The sequence below is a fragment of the Reyranella sp. genome (assembly GCF_965227665.1).
Taxonomy (GTDB): Bacteria; Pseudomonadota; Alphaproteobacteria; order Reyranellales; family Reyranellaceae; genus Reyranella.
The window spans coordinates 251204-271936 of the sequence record NZ_OZ245767.1; the positions used below are offsets into that span (position 1 = coordinate 251204).

Annotated in this window: 20 protein-coding genes; 10 read left to right on the top strand and 10 right to left on the bottom strand. The window is 65.4% G+C overall.

The window, feature by feature from the left end; translation table 11 throughout:
- Positions 1–2: 2 nt before the first annotated feature.
- The 3 genes from ACO07I_RS01310 to ACO07I_RS01320 form a co-directional block, all read right to left on the bottom strand.
- Positions 3–611, bottom strand: coding sequence for a glutathione S-transferase family protein (locus ACO07I_RS01310; RefSeq protein WP_422013553.1), 609 nt, complete (start codon positions 609–611; stop codon positions 3–5).
- Positions 612–675: 64 nt separating this feature from the next.
- Complete coding sequence (locus tag ACO07I_RS01315; protein WP_422013555.1) at positions 676–2019, bottom strand: Rieske 2Fe-2S domain-containing protein; 1344 nt, start codon at positions 2017–2019, stop codon at positions 676–678.
- 46 nt (positions 2020–2065) lie between these two features.
- Positions 2066–3358 (bottom strand): O-acetylhomoserine aminocarboxypropyltransferase, encoded by a 1293-nt coding sequence (locus tag ACO07I_RS01320; protein ID WP_422013557.1) that lies wholly within the window; start codon positions 3356–3358, stop codon positions 2066–2068.
- 237 nt (positions 3359–3595) lie between these two features.
- On the opposite strand from ACO07I_RS01320, the gene ACO07I_RS01325 reads away from it, so the two are divergent.
- The gene (locus tag ACO07I_RS01325; protein WP_422013559.1) at positions 3596–4045 is read left to right on the top strand and encodes a tripartite tricarboxylate transporter TctB family protein; all 450 of its coding nucleotides are present in this window, start codon (positions 3596–3598) and stop codon (positions 4043–4045) included.
- Between the two features lies 1 nt (position 4046).
- On the top strand, positions 4047–5549 hold the full coding sequence (locus ACO07I_RS01330) for a tripartite tricarboxylate transporter permease (protein ID WP_422013561.1): 1503 nt from the start codon (positions 4047–4049) through the stop codon (positions 5547–5549).
- 3 nt (positions 5550–5552) lie between these two features.
- Here the strand turns inward: ACO07I_RS01330 and ACO07I_RS01335 are convergent, their stop codons facing one another.
- A complete protein-coding gene (locus tag ACO07I_RS01335; protein WP_422013563.1) occupies positions 5553–6617 on the bottom strand; it encodes a lactonase family protein in 1065 nt (354 codons plus the stop codon).
- 413 nt (positions 6618–7030) lie between these two features.
- Complete coding sequence (locus ACO07I_RS01340; RefSeq protein WP_422013565.1) at positions 7031–7945, bottom strand: EamA family transporter; 915 nt, start codon at positions 7943–7945, stop codon at positions 7031–7033.
- Positions 7946–8050: 105 nt separating this feature from the next.
- On the opposite strand from ACO07I_RS01340, the gene ACO07I_RS01345 reads away from it, so the two are divergent.
- From ACO07I_RS01345 to ACO07I_RS01365, 5 genes are read left to right on the top strand one after another with little or no spacing between them, the layout of a single operon-like run.
- Entirely contained in the window at positions 8051–9322 is a 1272-nt protein-coding gene (locus tag ACO07I_RS01345; RefSeq protein WP_422013567.1) for an ABC transporter substrate-binding protein, read from the top strand.
- A gap of 29 nt (positions 9323–9351) precedes the next feature.
- Positions 9352–10254 carry a branched-chain amino acid ABC transporter permease gene (locus ACO07I_RS01350; protein ID WP_422013569.1) on the top strand — a complete coding sequence of 301 codons (903 nt, stop codon included), beginning with the start codon at positions 9352–9354 and terminating at the stop codon, positions 10252–10254.
- A gap of 6 nt (positions 10255–10260) precedes the next feature.
- Complete coding sequence (locus ACO07I_RS01355) at positions 10261–11268, top strand: branched-chain amino acid ABC transporter permease (RefSeq protein WP_422013571.1); 1008 nt, start codon at positions 10261–10263, stop codon at positions 11266–11268.
- Position 11269: 1 nt separating this feature from the next.
- Complete coding sequence (locus ACO07I_RS01360; RefSeq protein WP_422013573.1) at positions 11270–12040, top strand: ABC transporter ATP-binding protein; 771 nt, start codon at positions 11270–11272, stop codon at positions 12038–12040.
- Complete coding sequence (locus ACO07I_RS01365) at positions 12037–12753, top strand: ABC transporter ATP-binding protein (protein ID WP_422013575.1); 717 nt, start codon at positions 12037–12039, stop codon at positions 12751–12753. The genes ACO07I_RS01360 and ACO07I_RS01365 overlap by 4 nt, the downstream gene beginning before the upstream one ends.
- Here ACO07I_RS01365 and ACO07I_RS01370 read toward each other — a convergent pair.
- Together ACO07I_RS01370 and ACO07I_RS01375 are read right to left on the bottom strand one after the other, a co-directional pair.
- Positions 12738–14120, bottom strand: a complete 1383-nt coding sequence (locus tag ACO07I_RS01370) for a sensor histidine kinase (protein ID WP_422013577.1) — start codon at positions 14118–14120, stop codon at positions 12738–12740. The two genes, ACO07I_RS01365 and ACO07I_RS01370, sit on opposite strands and share 16 nt — an antisense overlap.
- Positions 14098–14772 carry a response regulator transcription factor gene (locus ACO07I_RS01375; protein WP_298313053.1) on the bottom strand — a complete coding sequence of 225 codons (675 nt, stop codon included), beginning with the start codon at positions 14770–14772 and terminating at the stop codon, positions 14098–14100. The genes ACO07I_RS01370 and ACO07I_RS01375 overlap by 23 nt, the downstream gene beginning before the upstream one ends.
- A 134-nt stretch (positions 14773–14906) precedes the next feature.
- Here ACO07I_RS01375 and ACO07I_RS01380 point away from each other — a divergent pair, with 134 nt between their 5' ends.
- Positions 14907–16427 carry a DegQ family serine endoprotease gene (locus ACO07I_RS01380; RefSeq protein ID WP_422013579.1) on the top strand — a complete coding sequence of 507 codons (1521 nt, stop codon included), beginning with the start codon at positions 14907–14909 and terminating at the stop codon, positions 16425–16427.
- Between the two features lie 345 nt (positions 16428–16772).
- On the opposite strand, the gene ACO07I_RS01385 is transcribed toward ACO07I_RS01380, so the two are convergent.
- Positions 16773–17261: a CoA-binding protein gene (locus tag ACO07I_RS01385; protein ID WP_422018396.1), complete on the bottom strand. Its 489-nt coding sequence runs from the start codon at positions 17259–17261 to the stop codon at positions 16773–16775.
- A 13-nt stretch (positions 17262–17274) separates the two neighbouring features.
- Between ACO07I_RS01385 and ACO07I_RS01390 the strand changes: the two genes are divergently transcribed.
- Positions 17275–18435, top strand: a complete 1161-nt coding sequence (locus ACO07I_RS01390; RefSeq protein WP_422013581.1) for an NADH:flavin oxidoreductase/NADH oxidase — start codon at positions 17275–17277, stop codon at positions 18433–18435.
- A gap of 74 nt (positions 18436–18509) precedes the next feature.
- Positions 18510–19049, top strand: coding sequence for a peroxiredoxin (locus ACO07I_RS01395; RefSeq protein WP_422013583.1), 540 nt, complete (start codon positions 18510–18512; stop codon positions 19047–19049).
- On the opposite strand, the gene ACO07I_RS01400 is transcribed toward ACO07I_RS01395, so the two are convergent.
- A complete protein-coding gene (locus tag ACO07I_RS01400; RefSeq protein WP_422013585.1) occupies positions 19027–19836 on the bottom strand; it encodes an ABC transporter permease in 810 nt (269 codons plus the stop codon). The genes ACO07I_RS01395 and ACO07I_RS01400 overlap by 23 nt on opposite strands.
- Positions 19833–20729: an ABC transporter permease gene (locus ACO07I_RS01405; RefSeq protein ID WP_422013587.1), complete on the bottom strand. Its 897-nt coding sequence runs from the start codon at positions 20727–20729 to the stop codon at positions 19833–19835. Before ACO07I_RS01405 ends, ACO07I_RS01400 begins: the two co-directional genes overlap by 4 nt.
- Positions 20730–20733 lie beyond the last annotated feature (4 nt).

Genomic DNA, 20733 nt, shown 5'->3' on the forward strand with positions numbered 1-20733 from the left:
GGCTACTTCGAGCCGCGCGCCGCCTTGAAGGACGGGCGGGACAGGCAGCGGTCGAGCCAGGCGCTGACATTGGGGACCTGGCTGAAATCGACCTTGATCGGCTTGGCCCAGCTCATGATCGAGGCGAGGTTCAGGTCGGCGACGGTGAAGGTCGAGCCGAGCAGGTAGTCGCGGCCTTCGAGTGCGCTGTTGAGCACGGCCAGCGGCTTCGGCAACGCCTTCTGCGCCTCGGCGACGGCCTCCGGCTTGCGCTTGTCGGGAGCGGTCATGAACATGTCGATCAGAATGGTCAGCAGCGGCTTCTCGAGCTCGGTCATGCCCCAGAAGCTCCACTGGTTGCACAGGGCCTGATCCTCGAGGCTCGCCGGCATGAAGCCATTCTTGCCATGCTTGGCGGCGAGATAGAGGTTGATCGCCATCGATTCGAAGAGCTTGAAATCGCCGTCCACCAGGGCCGGCACCTTGCCGTTCGGATTGACCTTGAGATAGTCGGGATTCTTGAGGTCCTTCATCTCGACGGCGATGTGCTCGTACGGAATGTCGAGCTCGTGCGCGATCCAGAGGGCGCGCGCCGCGCGCGAGGCCGTCGGTCCGTAAATCTTGATGGTCACGTGAAATCTCCCCAAGCCGGTATCGCGCGGACGATAGTGCAGCGCTTCGCGCCGGTCTAACCCTCTATTCCGGAAGGCCGTATTCGCCGCCGACATAGCCGTGCGGGTGACCGAAGCGCTCCATCATCACCGTCGCCAGATCCTTCTCCGCGGCGGCGATCCATCCGCCCGCCCGGACGGCGTAGCGTGCCGAGGCGGCGGGCGCGCGCGGCCGCTCGCCCTGCTGGAGCGCGCGGGCCGCCGCCATCACAAGTTTTCGGAATTCGATGATGCCGACATCCGTGGGCCCGAGATGCTCACGGGTCCTGTCCTGGATGGCACCCTGACTGTCCTGGATCGCGGCGTCCTGGTCGGAAACGCCGCTCACACCGGTGTAGCTCAGCGTCTTCTGCAGTTCGCGATCGATCAGGTAGTCGTTGCGCATGTTGCGTTTGGGGACATAGTCGTCGTCCGTCTCGGCGTGCAGGCTGAGGCCGGATGCGTACTTGGCGCGTTCGGTATTGCTGAGTGGCCGGTCCGGCACCCAGCTGTAGGTGTAGATCCAGCAGCTCGTGTCGTCGACCGGCACCCAGGTCTGGCCATGATAGACCTCGCCGGGAAAGGCAACCGGCACCAGCGCATGGTTCGGCGCGAGATACTGTGCGATGCGCCAGTAGATATCGGTCGTGTCGGTCTTGCGGCCGGCGGCGATGACCAGTCCCGCGTCGTGGCCCTGGATCCTGAATTTCGGCCGCGGATCATTCGTCACCCAGCGGCTGCGATCGGCGAGGCCGCCTTCCTGGCCGATCGCCGACGTCTTGCGCAGGATGTCGAGGCGTGCGGCCTCGTCCCGGGTAGGGATCGCGTGCAGGAAGGAGAAGTGCGCGGTGTCGATCGCGCCTTCCAGACTCTGGACCCAGTTGCAGTCCTGCCATTTCTTGGAAACGTAACGATGTGCGGCCGGAACGAGTCCCAACTCGAGCTGCGGCAGCTCGGGCATCGACTCGCGCGGTCCCATGTAGACCCAGATCATGTCGGCCCATTCGCGCGTCGGATAGGCCAGCAGCTTGATGGTGTCCTTGTAGCCGGACTCGGGCGGCGAGGTGGGCAGGTCGACGCAGTTGCCGTCGAGGTCGAACTTCCAGCCGTGATAGGAGCATCGAAGGCCGCACTCCTCGTTGCGGCCGAAATAGAGATTTGCGCCACGATGTGGACAGTGCGGCTCGACGATGCCGACCCGTCCGTCGGTCTGGCGGAAGGCCAGCAGGTCCTCCCCGAGGACGCGGATCTTCTTCGGTGGCCCGTCGCGCTCGGGCAACTCCTCGGAGAGGAGGGCCGGCATCCAGAAGTGGCGCAGAAGCTCGCCCATGGGCGCGCCCTTGCCGGCGCGGGTCAGGAATTCGTTGTCCGCCTTGCTGAGCATTTCCATCCTCGCTTTTCTTGCCGCCGCTCCAGGATCTACCCGGCGTGGCGGGTCACGGGCTTGTCGCCTTGGCGAGAGCCTGATCCAGATCCGCGATGATGTCTGCAACCGTTTCGATACCGATCGACAGGCGCAGTACGTCGGGGCCGGCGCCGGCGGCCACCCGCTGCTCCTCGGAGAGCTGGCGGTGCGTGGTCGAGGCGGGGTGGATGATCAGGCTCTTGGCGTCGCCGATGTTGGCGAGGTGGGAGAAGAGCTCGACGCTGTCGACGACCTTCACCCCCACGTCGTAGCCGCCCTTGACGCCGAAGGTGAAGACCGAGCCCGCGCCCTTGGGCAGGTACTTCTTGGCGAGCCCGTTGTACTTGTTGGAGGGCAGGCCGGCATAGTTCACCCAGGCCACGGCGGGATGCTTCTCGAGGTACTGCGCCACGGCCAGCGCGTTGGCGCAATGACGCTCCATGCGCAGTCCGAGCGTCTCCATGCCGAGCATGGTCAGCCAGGCGTTGAACGGCGCCTGGGTGGGGCCGAGGTCGCGCAGGCCGACCGCATGGCTGTGGAACGTGTAGGCCATGTCGCCGAAGGTCTCGTAGAAGTTCAGCCCGTGATAGGCGGGCTCCGGGCCGGCCAGGCTTGGGAATTTGCCGCCGCGCGACCAGTCGAACTTGCCGGAATCGACGACAGCGCCGCCCATCGAGGTGCCGGTGCCGCTCAGGAACTTGGTCGTGGAATGAACGACAAGGGTGGCGCCGTAGTCGATCGGCTTGCAGAGCCAGGGCGTGGCCAGCGTGTTGTCGACCAGCAGGGGCACGCCGGCATCCTCGGAAATGCGCGCGATCGCCTCGATGTCGCTGATGACGCCGCCGGGGTTGGCCAGGCTCTCGATGAAGAACGCCTTGGTGTTGTCGGTGACCGCGCGCTTGAAATTATCGGGCGTGTCGGCGTCGACGATCTTCGCCGTCCAGCCGAACTTGGGATAGGTGTTCTTCATCTGCTGCAGGGAGCCGCCATAGAGGCGGGAGGCTGCGACGATCTCGGCGCCGGGGCTCATCAGCGGAAAGAGGGCGAGCACCTGGGCGGCGTGACCCGACGAGGCAACGGTACAGCCGCGCCCGCCTTCCAATGTTGCCAGCCGGGTCTCCAGGGCGGCGTTCGTGGGGTTGGTCAGGCGGGAATAGATGAATCCCACCGTCTGCAAATTGAACAGCGCTGCCGCGTGGTCCGCGTCTTCGAAGACGTAGGCGGTCGTCTGGTAGATGGGCAGGGCGCGCGCGCCCGTCGTCGGATCGGGCGCCGCACCGGCATGCAGTGCCAGTGTCTCGAATCCATAGGTCTTGTCGCTCACGAAGCTCTCCCTGTCGCTCGGCAATTCACAGGCCCATTGCGCACATCTCACGGGCGTCGCGTCAAACCCGGGCGGAGAAGGGCCGGCCCCCCTCCCTGAATGGCCCTTCATTCCGGAGAGCGGAGGGGGGGCGGACCCGGCGTCAGCTTGGCGTAAGCATCGGAGGGTAGGTTCCCGCGCTGTGTTTCGCGATTTAGGCCGTCGCAGCACAGCGTAACGTTTGGGGAGCGAAACACCGTGAATCGGTTTCTGACCAAGGACTTCCTGTCCGGGTTGATGTTCGTCGCCTTCGGTCTGGCGGCCCTCTATTTCGGGCAGAATCTTGCCGTCGGCACGCCCGTTCGAATGGGGCCAGGCTATGTGCCCCGGATGCTCTCCCTGATCCTGCTGGCGCTGGGTGCCGTGGTCTGCATCGTGGCGCTGGTGAGCGGCAGCGAGCCGGTCGAGCGGCCGAAGTGGAAGCCGATCACGCTGGTGACGCTCGGTATCGTCTGCTTCGCGCTGCTGTTCGAGCGCGCCGGCCTGATCCCGGCGCTGATCGTCCTGGTCATGATCGCATCGCTGGCCGGCGAGGAATTCAAGCTGACCGAAGTGCTCGGCAACATTGTCGTTCTCTCCATCCTCTGCACGCTCGTCTTCAAGGTTGGGCTGGGGATGAACATCTCTGTCGTGCAGGGGATTTGGTAAAATGGATCTCCTCGACAATCTCGTCCTCGGCATCACCGTCGCCTTCACCTTCCAGAACCTGACCTATGCGCTGTTGGGCTGCATGGTCGGCACCCTGATCGGCGTTCTGCCCGGCATCGGTCCGGTGGCGACCATCGCCATGCTGCTGCCGATCACCTTCCATCTGCCGCCGACCGCCTCGCTGATCATGCTGGCCGGCATCTATTACGGTGCGCAGTACGGCGGCTCGACAACCTCGATCCTGGTGAACCTGCCGGGTGAGGCTTCCTCGGTCGTGACCTGTCTCGACGGTTACCAGATGGCGAGGCGGGGGCGTGCCGGCGCGGCGCTGTCGATCTCCGCGGTCGGCTCGTTCTTTGCCGGCACCATCGGCACCATCATCATCGTCATCTTTGCCGAACCGCTGACGCGCATGGCGCAGAAATTCGGCCCGGCCGACTACTGCTCGCTGATGGCGCTCGGTCTCGTCGCCGCGGTCGTGCTCGCCAGCGGCTCGATCACCAAGGCGATCTCGATGGTGTTCCTCGGCCTGCTGTTCGGCCTGATCGGCACCGACGTGAATACCGGCGCCCAGCGCTTCACCTTCGACATCCCGGAGCTGAGCGACGGCATCGACTTCGCGCCGATCGCCATGGGCCTGTTCGGCATCGCCGAAATCGTGGTCAACCTCGAACGACACCTCGAACGCGGAGGCGCGATCAAGGTCGGCTCGCTGTGGCCCACGCGCGAGGAGATCAGGCGCTCCATCCCGGCGATCCTGCGCGGCACCTTGCTGGGATCGCTGCTGGGCGTGCTGCCGGGCGGTGGACCGACCCTCGGCGCCTTCTCGGCCTACACGCTCGAGAAGAAGCTGTCGAAAAACCCGGGTGAGTTCGGAAAGGGCGCGGTCGAAGGCGTTGCCTCGCCGGAGGCAGCCAACAACGCCGCCGCCCAGACCTCGTTCATCCCGATGCTGACCCTCGGCATCCCCTCCAACGCCGTCATGGCGCTGATGGTGGGGGCCATGATCATCCAGGGCATCCAGCCGGGCCCCGAGGTCATGACCAAGAAGCCGGACCTGTTCTGGGGCATGATCGTCTCGATGTGGATTGGCAATGCGATGCTGGTCATCATCAACCTGCCGATGATCGGCATGTGGGTGAAGCTGTTGACCGTGCCCTACCGCTACCTGGCACCTGCCATCCTGCTCTTCTGCTGCATCGGCGCCTACAGCCTGCAGAACAGCACGTTCCACGTCATGCAGGTCGCGATCTTCGGCGTGCTGGGCTACGTGTTCGTCAAGCTGGGCTGCGAAGGGGCACCGTTCCTTCTGGGGCTCGTGCTCGGTCCGCAGATGGAGGAATACTTCCGGCGCGCCATGCTGCTCTCGCGCGGCGACGCGATGGTCTTCATCGAACGACCCATCAGCCTGGGACTGCTCATCACGACGGCGCTGCTGCTGATCCTGATGGCGCTGCCCAGCATCAAGAAAGCCCGCGAGGAGGCCTTCCAGGAGGAAGGCTGACCCTCAGCGCGAAAAGACGATACACGCCGGGCTGGCGACCTTCGTTCGCAGCCTGGTGGGGGCCAGAAGCCCAGTGCGGCCGACCTTGTAGGCGACGATCGAATCGCCTCCCTGATTGGCGACATAGAGAAAACGTTCCGCCGGATCGAAGGCGAAGAAGCGCGGTACGCCTCCCTTGGTCGGCACCCACTGGCGCGGCGTTAGCGTGCCTCGCACGGTATCGATGCCGAACACGCCAATACTGTCGTGTCCCCGGTTCGAGACATAGACGTTGCGGCCATTTCCACCGACCCAGATCTCCGCGCCCGTGCTGTAACCCGTGAAGTCCGATGGCGTCGAGGGCACGGTCTGCAGCGGCGTCAGTGCCCCGCTGGCCGTGTCCTGACGATAGGCGGTGATCGTCGAATCCAGCTCGTTGATCACGTAGGCGAAGGGCTTGCGCGGATGGAAGTCGATGTGGCGCGGGCCGGCGCCCGGGCGGGACGTGACGCGGCTGGTCTCGACCAGCACGCCGCGCCTTGGATCGAGCCTGTAGCCGATCACGCAGTCCGAACCCTTGCAGGGCAGGTAGAAGGTCCGGCCGGTGCGATCGAGCGGGTTGTGATGCGGTCGCACGTTCTTCTGTTCGGTGCGGTGCGGCCCGAGCGGCGCGGCAACGGCAGTCAGGGTCGAGTAGGGACCGAGGCTCCCGTCTTTTGAGATCGGCAGCGCCGCCAGCGAATCGGAGCCGTAGTTGCTCACGACCAGGAACCGCTGCCTGCCGTCGAAGGCGAGATGGATGGGGTTGTAGCCGCCGGTCGGCTGACGGTTCAGGACGGCAAGGCGACCGGTCTCGCGATCGACAGTGTAGGAGGTTGCTTCGCTGCGATCGCCGTGTACGGAATAGAGACGGTCGCCGGCGACGTTGAGGGCGAGGAACGACGGATTCTCGAGCCCGCCGAGATGTTGGACATGCCGGAGCGCACCATTGCGTGGGTCGACGCGATAGACGTTGATGCCATTGCCCCGGCCATTGCGCTCCGGCGCGGTGTAGCAGCCGACATATGCGAAGAGCGGTTGTGTAATCATCGGTCGATTGTCGGCGCCGAAGCGAAAGAAGGTCAACGATGACAGACGCACCGCGAAAGTCGCTCTCGTCCCCGGCGCCAACCAAGGGCCGGGCCTCGTGGATACGGAAGCCTCGCGCCCGTGGTTCGCCGACATGTCGAAAGCGGCAACCCCCGACGATGCGGCGTTACCTTGTCTGGTTGGCGGCCTTGCCGGCCGGGACGAAACATCCCTGCGGCGTCCTGGTCCGACAGGGCCGGCCACTGCCCTGGGTCTAACGGGTGGTTGGAATCGACCGTTTGGCCGCGTTGACTGGCAATATTGTTGCGCAATCAGCGCTCCGCAATGGGTGCGACGTCGGCTTCGTTTGTTTCGTTTATTTCGTTTGTTTCGTTTACGGGCCCTGACTTCGGATTTTCCAACCATCCGGCGGGTCAGCCTGCCGTCGACAGGATCAAGACGACGCCTGCCATCACGAGGATGATTCCGGCGAGTTCCCGGTGGCTCATGGACTCCCGGAAGATCCGGCGCGAGACGAAATAGCTGAACACGACTTCGATGAGGATCAGCGTTCGAACCTGGGAGGCCGGGGCTAGCGCCAGCGCCGTTACGTTGGCGAGCGACGCCGAGGCGCCGGCGATTCCGGCGAACATCGACACGCGCCATTGACGCAGCGCGTCCAGGAGGATCGCCGGGCTGCGCACCAGCAGCCACCCACAGAGCAGGACGGCCTGCAGCAGCTGACTCCAGAAGAGTGTTTCGGCAGCGGCGAGGAAAGGCGAGCCGGCTTCGAGGGCAAGGTTGGCGCCACGGTACCCGACGACCGAAATGGCGAAGGCCGAGCCGGAAGCGAGCCCGTAGAAGGCGGCCGGATCGGCCCAGCGTCGCCGGGCGCCCGCGAGCGACGGCGGACGCGGCGTCAGCAGCACGACGCCCAGCGTAGCGACCACAATGGCGCCGACCGCCACCGCCGACAGCGTCTCGCCCAGGAACAGCACCGAGAAGAGCGCGACCTGGATCACCTCGCTCTTGGAATAGACCAGCCCGATCGCGAAGCTGCGTTCTGCCATTGCGCGCAACAGCAGGGCCGTGCCCGCCATCTGGCTCAGCGCCGCCACCACGACCCAACCGCCGAAGATCCAGGTGAGGGCGGGTTGAGGAGAACCACCGAACAGGAGAACGAGACAGAGCCACATCGCAAGGACGGGCATGCCGTAGAGGAAACGGACCAGCGTTGCGCCGAGCGTGCCCAGCTCGGCGGTCAGATGCCGTTGCGCCGTGTTGCGAACGGTCTGCGCGGCAGCCGCGAAGACGGTGAGGGGGATCCAGAGCCCGGAGAGGGGGATCATATTCCCGGCTCGCGAGCGGGTTGTCGTTTGACCATGCCGAACAATTACTCATAGGATCGCGGCAATCGGTCGAAGACCGCAAGAACTATTCCGGGAGTAAACAGCATGACGTCCACCGAATCGCGGCGCGCGAGCCGTCGTCAAGTTCTGAAGGGGGCGGGCGCCCTGGCTGCGGCAGGGTTGGTTGGTGCCCCGGCAATCAGCAAGGCGCAGACCGGCGCCATCAAGATCGGCGTGCCGACGATCCTGTCGGGTCGCGTCGCCATCCTTGGCCAGAGCAGCGTCGGCGCGCTCAAGATGTCGTTCGACAAGCTCAATGCCGAAGGTGGCATCAACGGTCGCAAGATCGAGATGGTCGTGCGCGATTCCAAGGGCGCGCCGCAGGAAGCCGCCAAGGTCACGCGAGACCTGATCAACAACGACGGCTGCCAGATCATCATCGATGCCGAGGCGTCGAGCGCGGCCTTTGCGGTGCAGGAGGTCATCCGCGAGGTCGGCGTGCTCTGCATCCACACCAACTCTGAGACTTCGTCGCTCACCGCCGATCCCAAACTCTACGTGCCGACGGCCTTCCGCACGGCCCGCCAGGGAATCCACGATGCGATCGGCGGCGGCGACTATGCCGCCAAGGTGGCGAAGGCGAAGGGCCTCAAGAAGTGGGCGACCTGCTCGCCCGACTATGCCTATGGGCGCTCCAACACGGCCGAGTTCATGGAGTACGCCAAGCACTTCGACGGCAACATCACCGTCGTCGAGGAGACCTGGCCCAAGCTCTTCCAGCCGGACTATACCGAGGTCGTCACCAAGCTGCTGAATGCCAAGGCCGACGCCATGTATTCCGCGTTGTGGGGCGGCGACCTCGTGGCCTTCATCGACCAGGCAAACCTGTACGCGCTCTTTGAGAAGCAGGCGTCCTTCATGGTCAATCTCGGCGACTACGGTGTGGTCGACCAGGTGAAGCAGTTCCCGCAGGGTGTCTATTCGGGCGGCCGCTATAATCGCACTGTTCCGCCGACACCCGAGAACGAGGCCTGGTACCTGGAATACGTGAAGACGCAGAAGAGCAAGCCCACCAACTGGTCGTGGGAGAACGCCGTCGGCGCGCAGTTCCTGATCGAGGCGCTGAAGAAGACCAACGGCGACACCAACGGCAAGAAGCTCGCCGAGGCGATCAAGGGCGCCACGATCAAGACCCCGTTCGGCGATGGCGGTTCCATCACCATGCGCGCCGAGGACAATACCACCATCAACTACATCATCGGCTACGGACTCTCGCTGTCGAAGGAGCCGTACATCTCGGACTTCAAGATGTCGCCCTGGGAGCCGATCCTCGAACTCGAGAAGCAGTGGAAGAAGAAGCAGGGCTACGCGACCTGATCGTCTTCACTTTCAGATAGGACATCCCCGTGGACCTGGACGCGTTGTTGCGCTGCGTCGGCACGACCTCCTGTGTCGTGACGCAGCTCACCAGCGGCATGATCATCGGCATGCTGCTTTTCCTGATCGCGTCGGGCGTGACGCTGATTTTTGGCGTCCTGAACGTCATCAACTTCGCCCACGGCTCGCTCTACATGATCGGGGCGTACGCCGCCTGGACCTTCTACCAGATCACCGGCAGCTACTTCGTCTCCGCCCTGGGCGCGGCCGTGGCGGTCGGCGTGCTGGGCGTGCTCTTCGAGCGGGTGCTGATGAGCAAGGTCTACGGCTCCAACGTGCTGATGCAGCTCCTGGTCTGTTATGCCGTGGTGCTGATCTCGGACGATCTCATCAAGATCATCTGGGGACCGGTGCCGCTGTCGATGGGCATGCCGCCTGAGTTCCGGCTGCCGCCGGTCCGCTTCATGGGCGGTGTCATTCCGCCATTCTACATCTTCATGATCCTGGCGGCGATGGCGATCGGGCTGCTGCTGTGGCTGGTTATCGTCCGCACCCGATTCGGCAGCATCGTGCGGGCCGCAGCCATCAATGGGCCGATGGTGTCGGCGCTGGGCATTCGGGTGAATCTCTACTACGCGGCCGTGTTCGGGATCGGCAGCGCGCTGGCCGGCGCGGCGGGCGCCCTGGCGGCGCCCGTGCGCTCCCTGACCCCTGGCATGGGCTTCTCGATCCTGATCGAGTCCTTCATCGTGACGGTGATCGGCGGCATGGGATCGATCGTGGGGGCTTTCGCCGCCTCGATCATCATCGGCCTTACGCGCTCCTTCGGCAGCATCGGCTTTCCGCTGTTCGTCGACGGGGTGATGTTCCTGATCATGGCGCTGGTCCTGATCTTCAAGCCCAGCGGCCTGTTCGGCCGCGCGCATCGGTAGGCGGCGATGACCTCACGTTGGAGAGATCTGGGCCTGGCGGCGCTGGGGCTGGTCCTGCTGCTGCTGGTGCCGGTATTCGGCGCGCCGCCGGCGATCCGCGACTTCATCATGTTCGGCATGGCCTACGGGCTGCTGGCCATGTCGCTCAACCTGCTGATCGGCTACACCGGTCTGGTTTCGTTCGGCCATGCGATGTTCTTCGCTGCCGGCGCCTACGCCTTCGGCCTCGCGATGCAGTCGGGCAAATTCTCGATCCCCGGCGCCTTCGTGCTGGCGATCGGTTTCACGGCGCTGATGGCCCTGATCGTCGGCGCCATCTGCGTGCGGCTGAACGAGATCTACTTCGCCTTCCTGACGCTCGCCTTCCAGATGCTGTTCTACAACATCATCCTGGGCTGGGTGTCGTTCACGGGCGGGGATCAGGGGCTGATGGGCGGCATTCCGCGGCCGAAATTCCTCGGCATCGATCTCGCCGACCGGACGCAGCTTTACGTCTTCTGTTCGGTCGCGTTCATCGTCTGCATCGCCCTCCTGCGCCAGATCGTGACGTCGCCGTTCGGCTACACGCTGCGCCTGATCCGCGACAACCAAGAGCGGGCGGCCTTCCTCGGCATCAACGTGACCATGGTCAAGCTGGCCTGCTTCGTCATGTCGGCCTGCATTGCGGCTGTTGGCGGCATTCTGCTGACGCTCTTTGTCTCCGGTGCCTATCCCAACTTCGGCTTCTGGACGACATCGGGCGAGGCGATCTTCATGATCCTGCTCGGCGGGTCGAACGTCTTCCTGGGGCCGCTGGTCGGCACGGTGATCCTGCGCCTGCTGAACGACATCACGGTCACCTATACGAGCCACACCGAGCTGGTGCTGGGCATCGTGATCCTCGTCCTGGTGCTCGGGCTGCGCAAAGGGCCGCTCGATCTGCTGGCCGAACGCTGGGAAAACCGGCGGCAAGCCAAGGCCCAAGCGATCCGTGACGCGGCCGACAAGGACGCGCAGACGGGCAGGGATGCCTGACATGCTGAAGCTCGAAAACCTGAAGAAGTCCTTTGGCGGCGTAGCGGCCACCCGCGACGTGACGCTGGACTTCGCCGACGGCTCGCTCAGCGCCATCATTGGACCCAACGGGGCCGGCAAGACGACGCTGTTCAACCTCATCACCGGCCGTTTCCCGCCCGACACCGGCCGCATCCTGCTGGCGGGCGAGAACATTGCCGGCCTCTCGCAGCGCCGGATCGTGCGCCTGGGTATCGGGCGCGCCTTCCAGGTGGCGAGCCTGTTTCCGACGCTCACCGTGTCCGAAGCGCTGGCAGCGGCGGCTCAGGCCCATCAGCGCCGCGAGACCGTATTGCGTTCGCCGTTCCCCCTCGGCACGACGACGAAGCACGCCGACGAGATCATGGAGTTGCTCGGCCTGACCCGTGTCGCGGGCATCCTCAGCCGCAACTTGAGCCATGGCGACCAGAAACTGCTCGATATCGGTCTGGCCCTCGCTCTGGAGCCCAGGGTGCTGCTGCTCGACGAGCCGACCGCCGGCATGGGGCCGGAGGAGCGCTGGCGCATGATCGAGACGGTGCAGCGCCTGTGGCGGGCGCGGCGCATGACGCTGATCTTCATCGAGCACGACATGGATATCGTCTTCAAGGTGGCCCAGACGGTCCGCGTCCTGTCCTACGGATCGGTGCTGGCCGAAGGCACGCCCGACGAGGTGCGAACCAATCCCAAGGTGATCGAGGCCTATCTCGGCAAGTCCGCCCATGGAACGTCCGGACAGGGAGCGGCGGCGTGAGCGCCGCGGAGATCCTGAGGGTCGAGGATATCGACGTCTTCTACGGCGCCAGCCAGATCCTGTTCGGGGTGTCCTTTGCCGTCGAGAGGGGCCAGTCGCTGGCGCTGCTCGGGCGGAACGGGGCAGGGAAGAGCACGACCATGAAATCCATCATCGGCATCGCGCCCGCCAAACGGGGCACGGTCGCCGTGCGCGGCACCCCGGTCCAGAAGTTCACTCCCGACCGCATCGCCCGCGAGGGCGTGGGCTTTGTCCCCGAGGATCGGCAGATCTTCCCTGAGCACTCTGTCGAGGACAATCTGAAGATCGCGATCAAACCCGGTGTCGGCGGCAGGATCGATTGGACGCTGGAGAAGATCTACGACGTCTTCCCGATCCTGGCGTCGATGCGCGGCCGCATGGGTGGCAGGTTGTCGGGCGGCGAACAGCAGATGCTCACCATCGCGCGCACGCTGATGGGCAACCCCGACGTGGTTCTCCTCGATGAGCCCAGCGAAGGACTGGCGCCGATCATCGTCGAGAAGATCGGCGAGCTGATCCAGCGGCTGCGCGACATGGGCACGACCCTGATCGTGGCCGAACAGAACATGCATTTCTGTCTCGACATCGCGAGCCACGTTGCCGTGATCGACAAGGGCCACATCGTCTATCGCGGCTCGATCGACGAGCTGCGCGCCAACGACGACGTGAAGAAGCGCTATCTGGCGGTCTGAAGGACGACGCGCAGACCGGGTTTCGCATCTTCGAGGCGGATCGTGAGACCGTGCAGGCCGGCGATCGCCTTGACCATCGCGAGGCCGAGGCCGCTGCCCGACGTCGAGCGGCTGCGATCGAGCCGGTAGAAGCGGTCGAAGACCTTGTCGTGCTCGGAGGTGGGGATGCCCGGTCCGTTGTCGGCGACTTCGATTTCGAACCCTTCACCTTGGCGATGCAGGCCGAGGTGCAACTTCGTGCCCTCGGGCGTATGACGCAGGGCGTTTTCCAGCAGGTTGGACACGAGCTGGGCGATCAACTGGCGGTCTCCGGTCAGCGTCGCGCCGGGCTCGATCTGGACCTCGAGGGTCCGCTCGGAATCTTCGGCGACGGGCTGATAGGTTTCGCCCAGACTCTTCAGCAGGGCGGAGACATCGAACGGCGCGAAGGCGCTCTTCTGGGCGCCGGCCTCGACCTGGGCGATGCGCAGTAGGGCCGAAAAGGTTTCCAGCAGGGCATCCGCTTCCTCGATCGCGGCATCGGTGGCGGCACTGTAGTCGGCGGTGGTCGTCGCGCGCTCGCGGGCGTCCTCCAGCCGCTGGCGCAGGCGGCCGAGCGGCGTACGCAGGTCGTGGGCGATGTCGCTCGACACCTGGCGCAGGCCGTCCATGAGCTGCTGGATGCGGGCCAGCATGGCATTGAGGCTGGCCACCAGCTGGTCGATTTCGTCGTGCGTGCCGCGCACGGGGATGCGGGCGGAGAGATCGCCTTCCATGATGGCGCGGCTGGTACGGGCGATCGTGTCGATGCGGCGCAGGAAGTTGCTGCCGAGCAGGACACCGCCGGCGATGGCCAGCAGGAGGGTGAGGCCGCCCGACCAAGCGAACGCGCGGATGATGGCGCGCTGCATGTCGACCAGGCGGTTGGCGTCCTGGGCCACCAGCAGGAACGAGCCGTCGGGCAGGGTGAGGCCGAAGCCGGTCAGCTTGGGTCGCTCGCCGGGTCGTTCGGGATCGATCTCGGGCTGGGGCTGGTCGGGCTCGAAGTCGATGGCGCCGTTGACCGGGGGCATGCCCGGCAGGTTGCCGACGACGACGCGGCGGTTGGGCGCCTGCAGCAGGTAGAAGATCGGGCCCCGGGTGCGGAAGTTGATGCGCCGCGTGATCTGCTCGGCCAGACCCGCGAGACCGCTGCGGCGATGAACCTCGGCGAGCTGGTAGGCCTCGGAGCGCAGCACGGCCGCCATGTCGTTCTGCATCGCCGCGGTCGCGGTCCAGTAGACACTGGCGAACAGGACGCCAGCGGACAGGATGAACAGGACGGCGTAGATCAACGGGAGGCGAAAGCTCGCCGAGCGCAGGATCCTAGTCAGGCGCGCGAATGACATAGCCCGCCCCCCTGATCGTATGGAGCAGCGGCTTGTCGAAGCCCTTGTCGATCTTGGAGCGCAGCCGGCTGATATGCGTCTCGACGATGTTGGTCTTGGGGTCGAAATGGAAATCCCAGACCTTTTCGAGCAGCATGGTGCGCGTCACCACCTCGCCGGCATGGCGCAGCAGGTATTCGAGGACCTTGAATTCCTGGGCAAGCAGCTCGATGCGCTTGCCTCCGCGCGTCACGGTCCGCGCCAGCAGATCCATTTCGAGGTCGCCAGCCACGAGGGAGGTTGCGGCCACGATCGGCGGGCGGCGGGAGAGGGCGCCGATCCGCGCCCGGAGTTCGGCGAAGGCGAAGGGCTTGGTCAGATAGTCGTCGCCGCCGGCCTCGAGACCGGCGACACGGTCGTCGACGCCGCCCATGGTGGTGAGGAACAGGACCGGCGCCTTCATGCCGGAGGCTCGGGCCGCCTTGACGAGCGAGAGCCCGTCCATCTGCGGCAGCATGCGGTCCACGATCAGCACGTCGTACTTCTCACCGGTGGCGAGGTAGAGGCCGTCGCGTCCGTTGTCGGCATGGTCGACCACATGGCCGTGCTCGCGCAGGCCCTTGGCGATGTAGTCGGCGGTTTGTTTGTCGTCTTCAACGAGGAGGATCTTCACGGCGCCCGTCTATCCCGGCGCCGGCCCTCGGCGCAACGTTCCCGAACTATACAAACATTCAATCCTGCGGCCATCAGGGCGCTACGGGTCGTCCCCCATATTCCGCTCACCCCCCAAGGAGGAGGCTTTAGATCATGACCAAGACCAAGTCCCGTATCCTGACCGCCCTGGCGCTCACCACTGCCCTGACGGCGCCTGCCCTGATCGCCCCGATGTTCACCGCTCCTGCGGCCATCGCCGGCCAGACCATGCCCGTTCAGGACTTCTCGGACCTGGCTGCCAAGGTAACTCCTGCGGTCGTCAATGTCGCCGTGACCATGAAGGCCGGCGCGGACGACGAAGACGAGACCCGCATGTCGGACTCGCAGCAGAAGCAGATGGAAGAATTCATGAAGCGCTTCGCGGAGCGCTTCGGCCAGCCGATGCAGCCGAACCAGCCGGGTCGTCCGGACGGCAAGGGCCGCCCGCAGTCGAAGGAGAAGGCCCAGGCCGTCGGCACGGGCTTCATCATCGACGCCAAGGGCGTGATCGTCACCAACTATCACGTGGTCGGCAAGGCCGACTCGATCACGATCACCATGGCGGACGGCACCAAGCTGCCGGCCAAAATGATGGGCGGCGACGAGAAGACCGACCTGGCCGTGCTCAAGGTCGAGAGCGACAAGCCGCTGCCGTACGTCTCGTTCGGCGACGCCGGCAAGGTGCGCGTCGGCCAGCCGGTGATGGCGGTGGGCAACCCGTTCGGCCTCGGCGGCACCGTGACCACGGGCATCGTGTCGGCGCGCGGCCGTGACATCCACTCGGGTCCGTTCGACGACTACATCCAGACCGACGCGGCCATCAACCGCGGCAACTCCGGCGGCCCGCTGTTCGACATGGACGGCAACGTGATCGGCATCAACACGGCCATCTACTCCCCGACCGGCGGCAGCATCGGCCTGGGCTTTGCGATCCCGTCTTCGCTGGCGCAGCCGGTGGTGGCGGAGCTGAAGGACAGCGGGCGGGTCGAGCGTGGCCTGCTGGGTGTTCAGATCCAGCCCGTCTCGAAGGAGATCGCCGAGAGCCTGTCGCTGAAGAGCGAGAAGGGCGCCCTGGTGGCGGTGGTCCAGCCGGACAGCGCGGCGCTCGCAGCCGGTGTCCAGTCGGGTGACGTGATCGTGAGCGTCGACGGCAAGAAGGTCGACGGCATCAAGGAGCTCACCCGCAGCATCTCCGCCGTCAAGCCGGGCACCTCGGTCAAGCTGGGTGTGTGGCGCGACGGCAAGGAAATGACGCTCACCGCCAAGGTCGGTGGCCAGAAGGACGACGCGATCGTCAAGGCCTCCGCCGACGGCAAGGACGGGGCCGCGAAGCCGGCGCCGCTCTCCTACGGTGTCTCGCTGGCGCCGCTGTCTTCGGAAGCGCGCAAGGAGCTCGGCCTCGGCAGCGAGGTGAAGGGTGTGGTCGTCGCCAAGGTCGAGCCGGGCAGCCCGGCCGACGACCAGGGTTTGAAGGCCGGCGACGTGCTGCAGCAGGTCGGCAAGGACGCCGTCGACAGCCCGAAGGCGGCCGTCGAGAAGCTCACGGAAGCGAAGACCACCGGCAAGCCGGTGCTGATGAAGGTGTTTCGAGAGGGGATGACGCGCTTTGTCGCTATCTCTCCCCGGGCGGCCTAGCAAACCTCTCGATCGGCCGGAGCCCTCGGGCTCCGGCCGAAGCCTTCTCTCCGGAATTGAGTTCAGTCTTCGAGGTTGAAGCGAAGCCGCTATCTCTCCCCGGGCGGTTAGCAAGACCTCAGTAAGGAGCCGGCGGTGGCCCCACCATCGCCGGCTTTCCTACACCCGACAGCATCTCTCAGGGGGGCCGCGCCACTTCCGGCGAAGACCGGGAAGGCGCGATCATGAGGGGGAGCGGAGGTCTGCAGCCTGGTGTGGGTACTGCGGACCTCCCAACCCTTTGACAACCGCCGGCCCTCGGGCCGGTTTTGGGTTGCTCGGGCTGGCGCCACTGCGGCGATGGCTTTACAGCGCGCGCTTCTTCGAGGAGATGACGCCGCTGGCAATGCCGTGCCATTCGATGGTGCCAGCGAGGCGGGAATGCTCAATCTTGGGGCAGCGGTTCATCACCACCTTGAGGCCGGCTTTTTCGGCGCGCTCCGCTGCCTCCACATTCACCACGCCGAGCTGCATCCAGACAACTTTGGCGCCGTGCTTGATCGCCTCGTCGGTGATCGGGCCGGCGGCTTCGGAATTGCGGAAGATGTCGACCATGTCGACTTTGACCGGCAGTTCGCCGAGTGAGGCGTAGACCTTCTGCCCGAGGATTTCCTGGCCGGCCGCCGCCGGATTGACCGGAATGACCTTGTATCCCCGGTCGAGCAGATATTTCATGGCGAAATAGCTGGGACGATTCCAGTTGGCCGAGGCGCCGACCATGGCGATGGTCTTGGTATCGCGCAGGATCCTGCGCAGATAGAGATCGTCGTAACGGTCGCTGAAGGCGGCTTGCATGGGGGGAGTATACATGGCCGGTCCGATGCTGTTCGAGCCGATTTCCATCCGCGACGTCACCCTGAAGAACCGGGTCGTCGTGGCGCCGATGCATCAGTATGCGGCGGAGAAGGGCTTCGCCACCGACTGGCACCTGGTGAATGCCGGCCGCTACGCGGCGGGTGGCGCCGGGCTGGTCATCATGGAGTCGACCAAGGTCGAGCGCCGCGGCTGCGGCACGGTGGGCGATCTCGGCCTGTGGGACGATGCCTTCATTCCCGGCCTCAAGCGCTGCGTTGACTTCATCCGGCTGCACAATTCCGTACCGGGGATCCAGCTCGGGCACTCGGGACGCAAGGCCCGGCGCTTCCGGCCGTGGGAAGGCGGCGGACCGCTGAACCCGTCGCCCGAGATCGACGACTGGGATCAGTGGGAGCTCGTCTCCTCGAGCGGCATCAACTCGCCCGACAGCGATCCCACGCCGCGCGCGTTGACCTTGGCGGAAATCCCGGAAGCGGTCGAGCGCTGGGGGCAGGCGGCGCGCCGCGCGCACGAGGCCGGGTTCGACGTGCTCGATATCCACATGGCGCACGGCTACCTGATCCACCAGTTCCTGTCGCCGTTCTCCAACGTGCGCAACGACCAGTATGGCGGCAGCGAGTTGAACCGCATGCGCTTCGCCATCGAGGTCGTGGAGAGCGTGCGCGCGCACTGGCCGGCCTCGAAGCCGCTGTTCGTGCGCTTCTCGGTCGAGGACGATTCCGGCTGGGGGCCGGACCAGAGCGTGGCGCTGGCGAAAATCCTGAAACCGAAGGGCGTCGACGTGATCGACTGCAGCTCGGGCGGCATGCGCGGCGCGCCGGTGGTCGGCACCGGTCCCGTGACCTACGGCTATCAGGTACCCTATGCGGACCGGCTGAAGAACGACGCCGACATCTTGAGCATGGCCGTCGGCCTGATCGTGCATGCCGACCAGGCGGAGAAGATCCTGCAGGAAGGCCGCGCCGACCTGATCGCCCTGGCGCGCGAGCTTCTCTACAATCCGAACTGGCCGATGGATGCGGCGCAGAAGCTGGGCGTCGATCCGAAGTTCGCTTCCGTGCCGCCGGCGCAGGCCTACTGGCTGGCCAAGCGTGCACAGTCGGTGAAGTCGGTCGTCCCCTCGACCTACATGAAGGGATTGAACGCCGAGTGAAGCGCCGCCTCACTCGGACGTGGCACCGGCGAGTGCCACGGCGCGTTATGGTCCCAATCCTGAAGGAGAAGGTCATGAAGCGGATCGCAGCAACGGCTCTCGCACTCGCCTGTATCGCGGCGACCCCGGTCTGGGCCGCCCTGAAGCCCGGCGACACGGCGCCCATCTTCACGGCGCCGGCCGCGCTCGACGGCAAGGACTATACGTTCTCGCTGGCCGAGGCCCTGAAGAAGGGGCCTGTGGTACTGTACTTCTTCCCCAAGGCCTTCACGACCGGGTGCACGGCGGAAGCGCACGAGTTTGCCGAGGCAGCAGAGCGGTTCAACGCGATGGGCGCGACCCTGATCGGCATGTCGGCCGACGATATCGGCACCTTGCACAAGTTTTCGACGCAGGCCTGCTCGGGCAAGTTCCCGGTCGCCGCCGATCCGGATCTCAAGGTCATCAAGGCCTATGACTCTGCGTTGATCCGGGTCGGCAGCGTCGGTATCGCCGATCGCATTTCCTACGTGATCGCGCCGGACGGGAAGATCGTCTACGCCTTCTCCGATCGCAATCCCGACAAGCATGTCGAGAACACCTTGGCGGCGGTCAAGGCGCTGCAGAAGAAGTAGCCATCCGGTTCTGCTCCGCGCGCTTGCGCAGGAGATGCGCAGCGCCCATCAGGGCGGCCGTCAACACGATCGTGAGGGTCGAGACGGCGGCGATGGTCGGGTCGATCTGGAAACGCAGGTCGTCCCACATGCGGCGCGGTAGGGTGACTGCGCCGGTGCCGGAAATGAACAGCGCCACGATCAGCTCGTCGAACGAAGTGATGAAGGCGAACAGGGCGCCGACAAGCACACCGGGCTGGATCAGCGGCAGGGTCACCTGGAAGAAGGTGGCGCCGGGCGTCGCGCCGAGACTGAGGGCGGCCTGTTCCAGCCGCGGGTCGATGCCGGACAGGCTCGCGGTGACGCTGGTGACGACGAAGGGAACGGCGAGGCAGGTGTGGGCCAGCACCATCGCGATCGGCGTGCCGACCAGGCCGTAGCGCGAATAGGCGTAGTAGATGCCGATCGCCACGACGATGCCGGGCACGATCAGCGGCGACAGGATCAGGCCTGCCGCGACGACGCGCATGCCCTTGGGCAGGCGTGCGATACCGAGCGCGGCCAGGGTGCCGAGGAAGGTCGCCAGCACGACGACGGCGCAGGCCACCCAGATGCTGACCCAGGTCGGCTTCAACCAGTCGGGATTGCTGAAATAGGCTTCGTACCAGCGCAAGCCGAAGGCGGGCGGCGGAAACGTGAGGTAGGTCGCCGAAGAGAAGGAGGCGATGGCCACCACGACGATCGGGAAGGCCAGGAAGAACAGGATCAGGCCGACCATGGTGGCGGGGAGGATCTGCGCCAGCCTCATCGCATGCTCGTCCTGAAGGCATTGCCGACGCCGGGCAGCTTGCGGGCGACCGCCAGAATGGCCAGCGCCGTCGCCAGCAGGATCGCGGAGAGGGTCGCGGCGTAGGCCCAGTTGAGCTGCTCGACCTGCTGGGCGATCAGCATCGAGAGCGTGATGTCGCGCGGCCCGCCGACCATGGCGGGCGTGATGTAGAAGCCGAGCGCCAGCACGAAAGTGAGGAGAGTGCCGGCCGCAACGCCGGACATGGACAGCGGCAGGATCACCTGCCGGAAGGTCATGAACGGTGTCGAGCCGAGGCCCGACGCGGCGCGGATCAGGGAGGGATCGATCTGCCGGAGCGCGTTGGCGATCGGCAGGATCATGTAGGGCAGGAGGATGTGGATCATCGCGATCTGCGTCGCGAGCGTCGTGTTCAGAATGCGGATGGGCCGGTCGATCAGGCCGAGCGCCATCAGCGCTTCGTTGACCAGGCCATGGCGTCCGAGCAGCACCATCCAGGCGTAGCTGCGGACCAGGACGCTGGTCCAGAAGGGCAGCAGAATAATCACGAGAATGAACGGCGCCATCGTCCTGGAGCGCACGAGGCCCAGGGCCACCGGATAGCCCAGGATCAGGCAGCCCAGCGTGACGATGACCGAAGTGTTGAGCGTAATCCAGAACGTCTTCTGGAACACGACGTCCTCGAACAGGGTGGCGTAGTTGCCAAGGGTCCAGGTCGGATCGTTCACGCTGCGCAACAGCATCGCCACCACCGGCAACGCGTAGAAGACCAGCATGTAGATCAGCAGCGGCGCCGCCAGCAGCAGGGGCACCACTCGGCGCCAGTCGAACGGTGGCGTCGTCGGCCGACTGACCGCGAGGGCGAGGGAAGCGGGCTGCACGACCTCAGACAAGGCG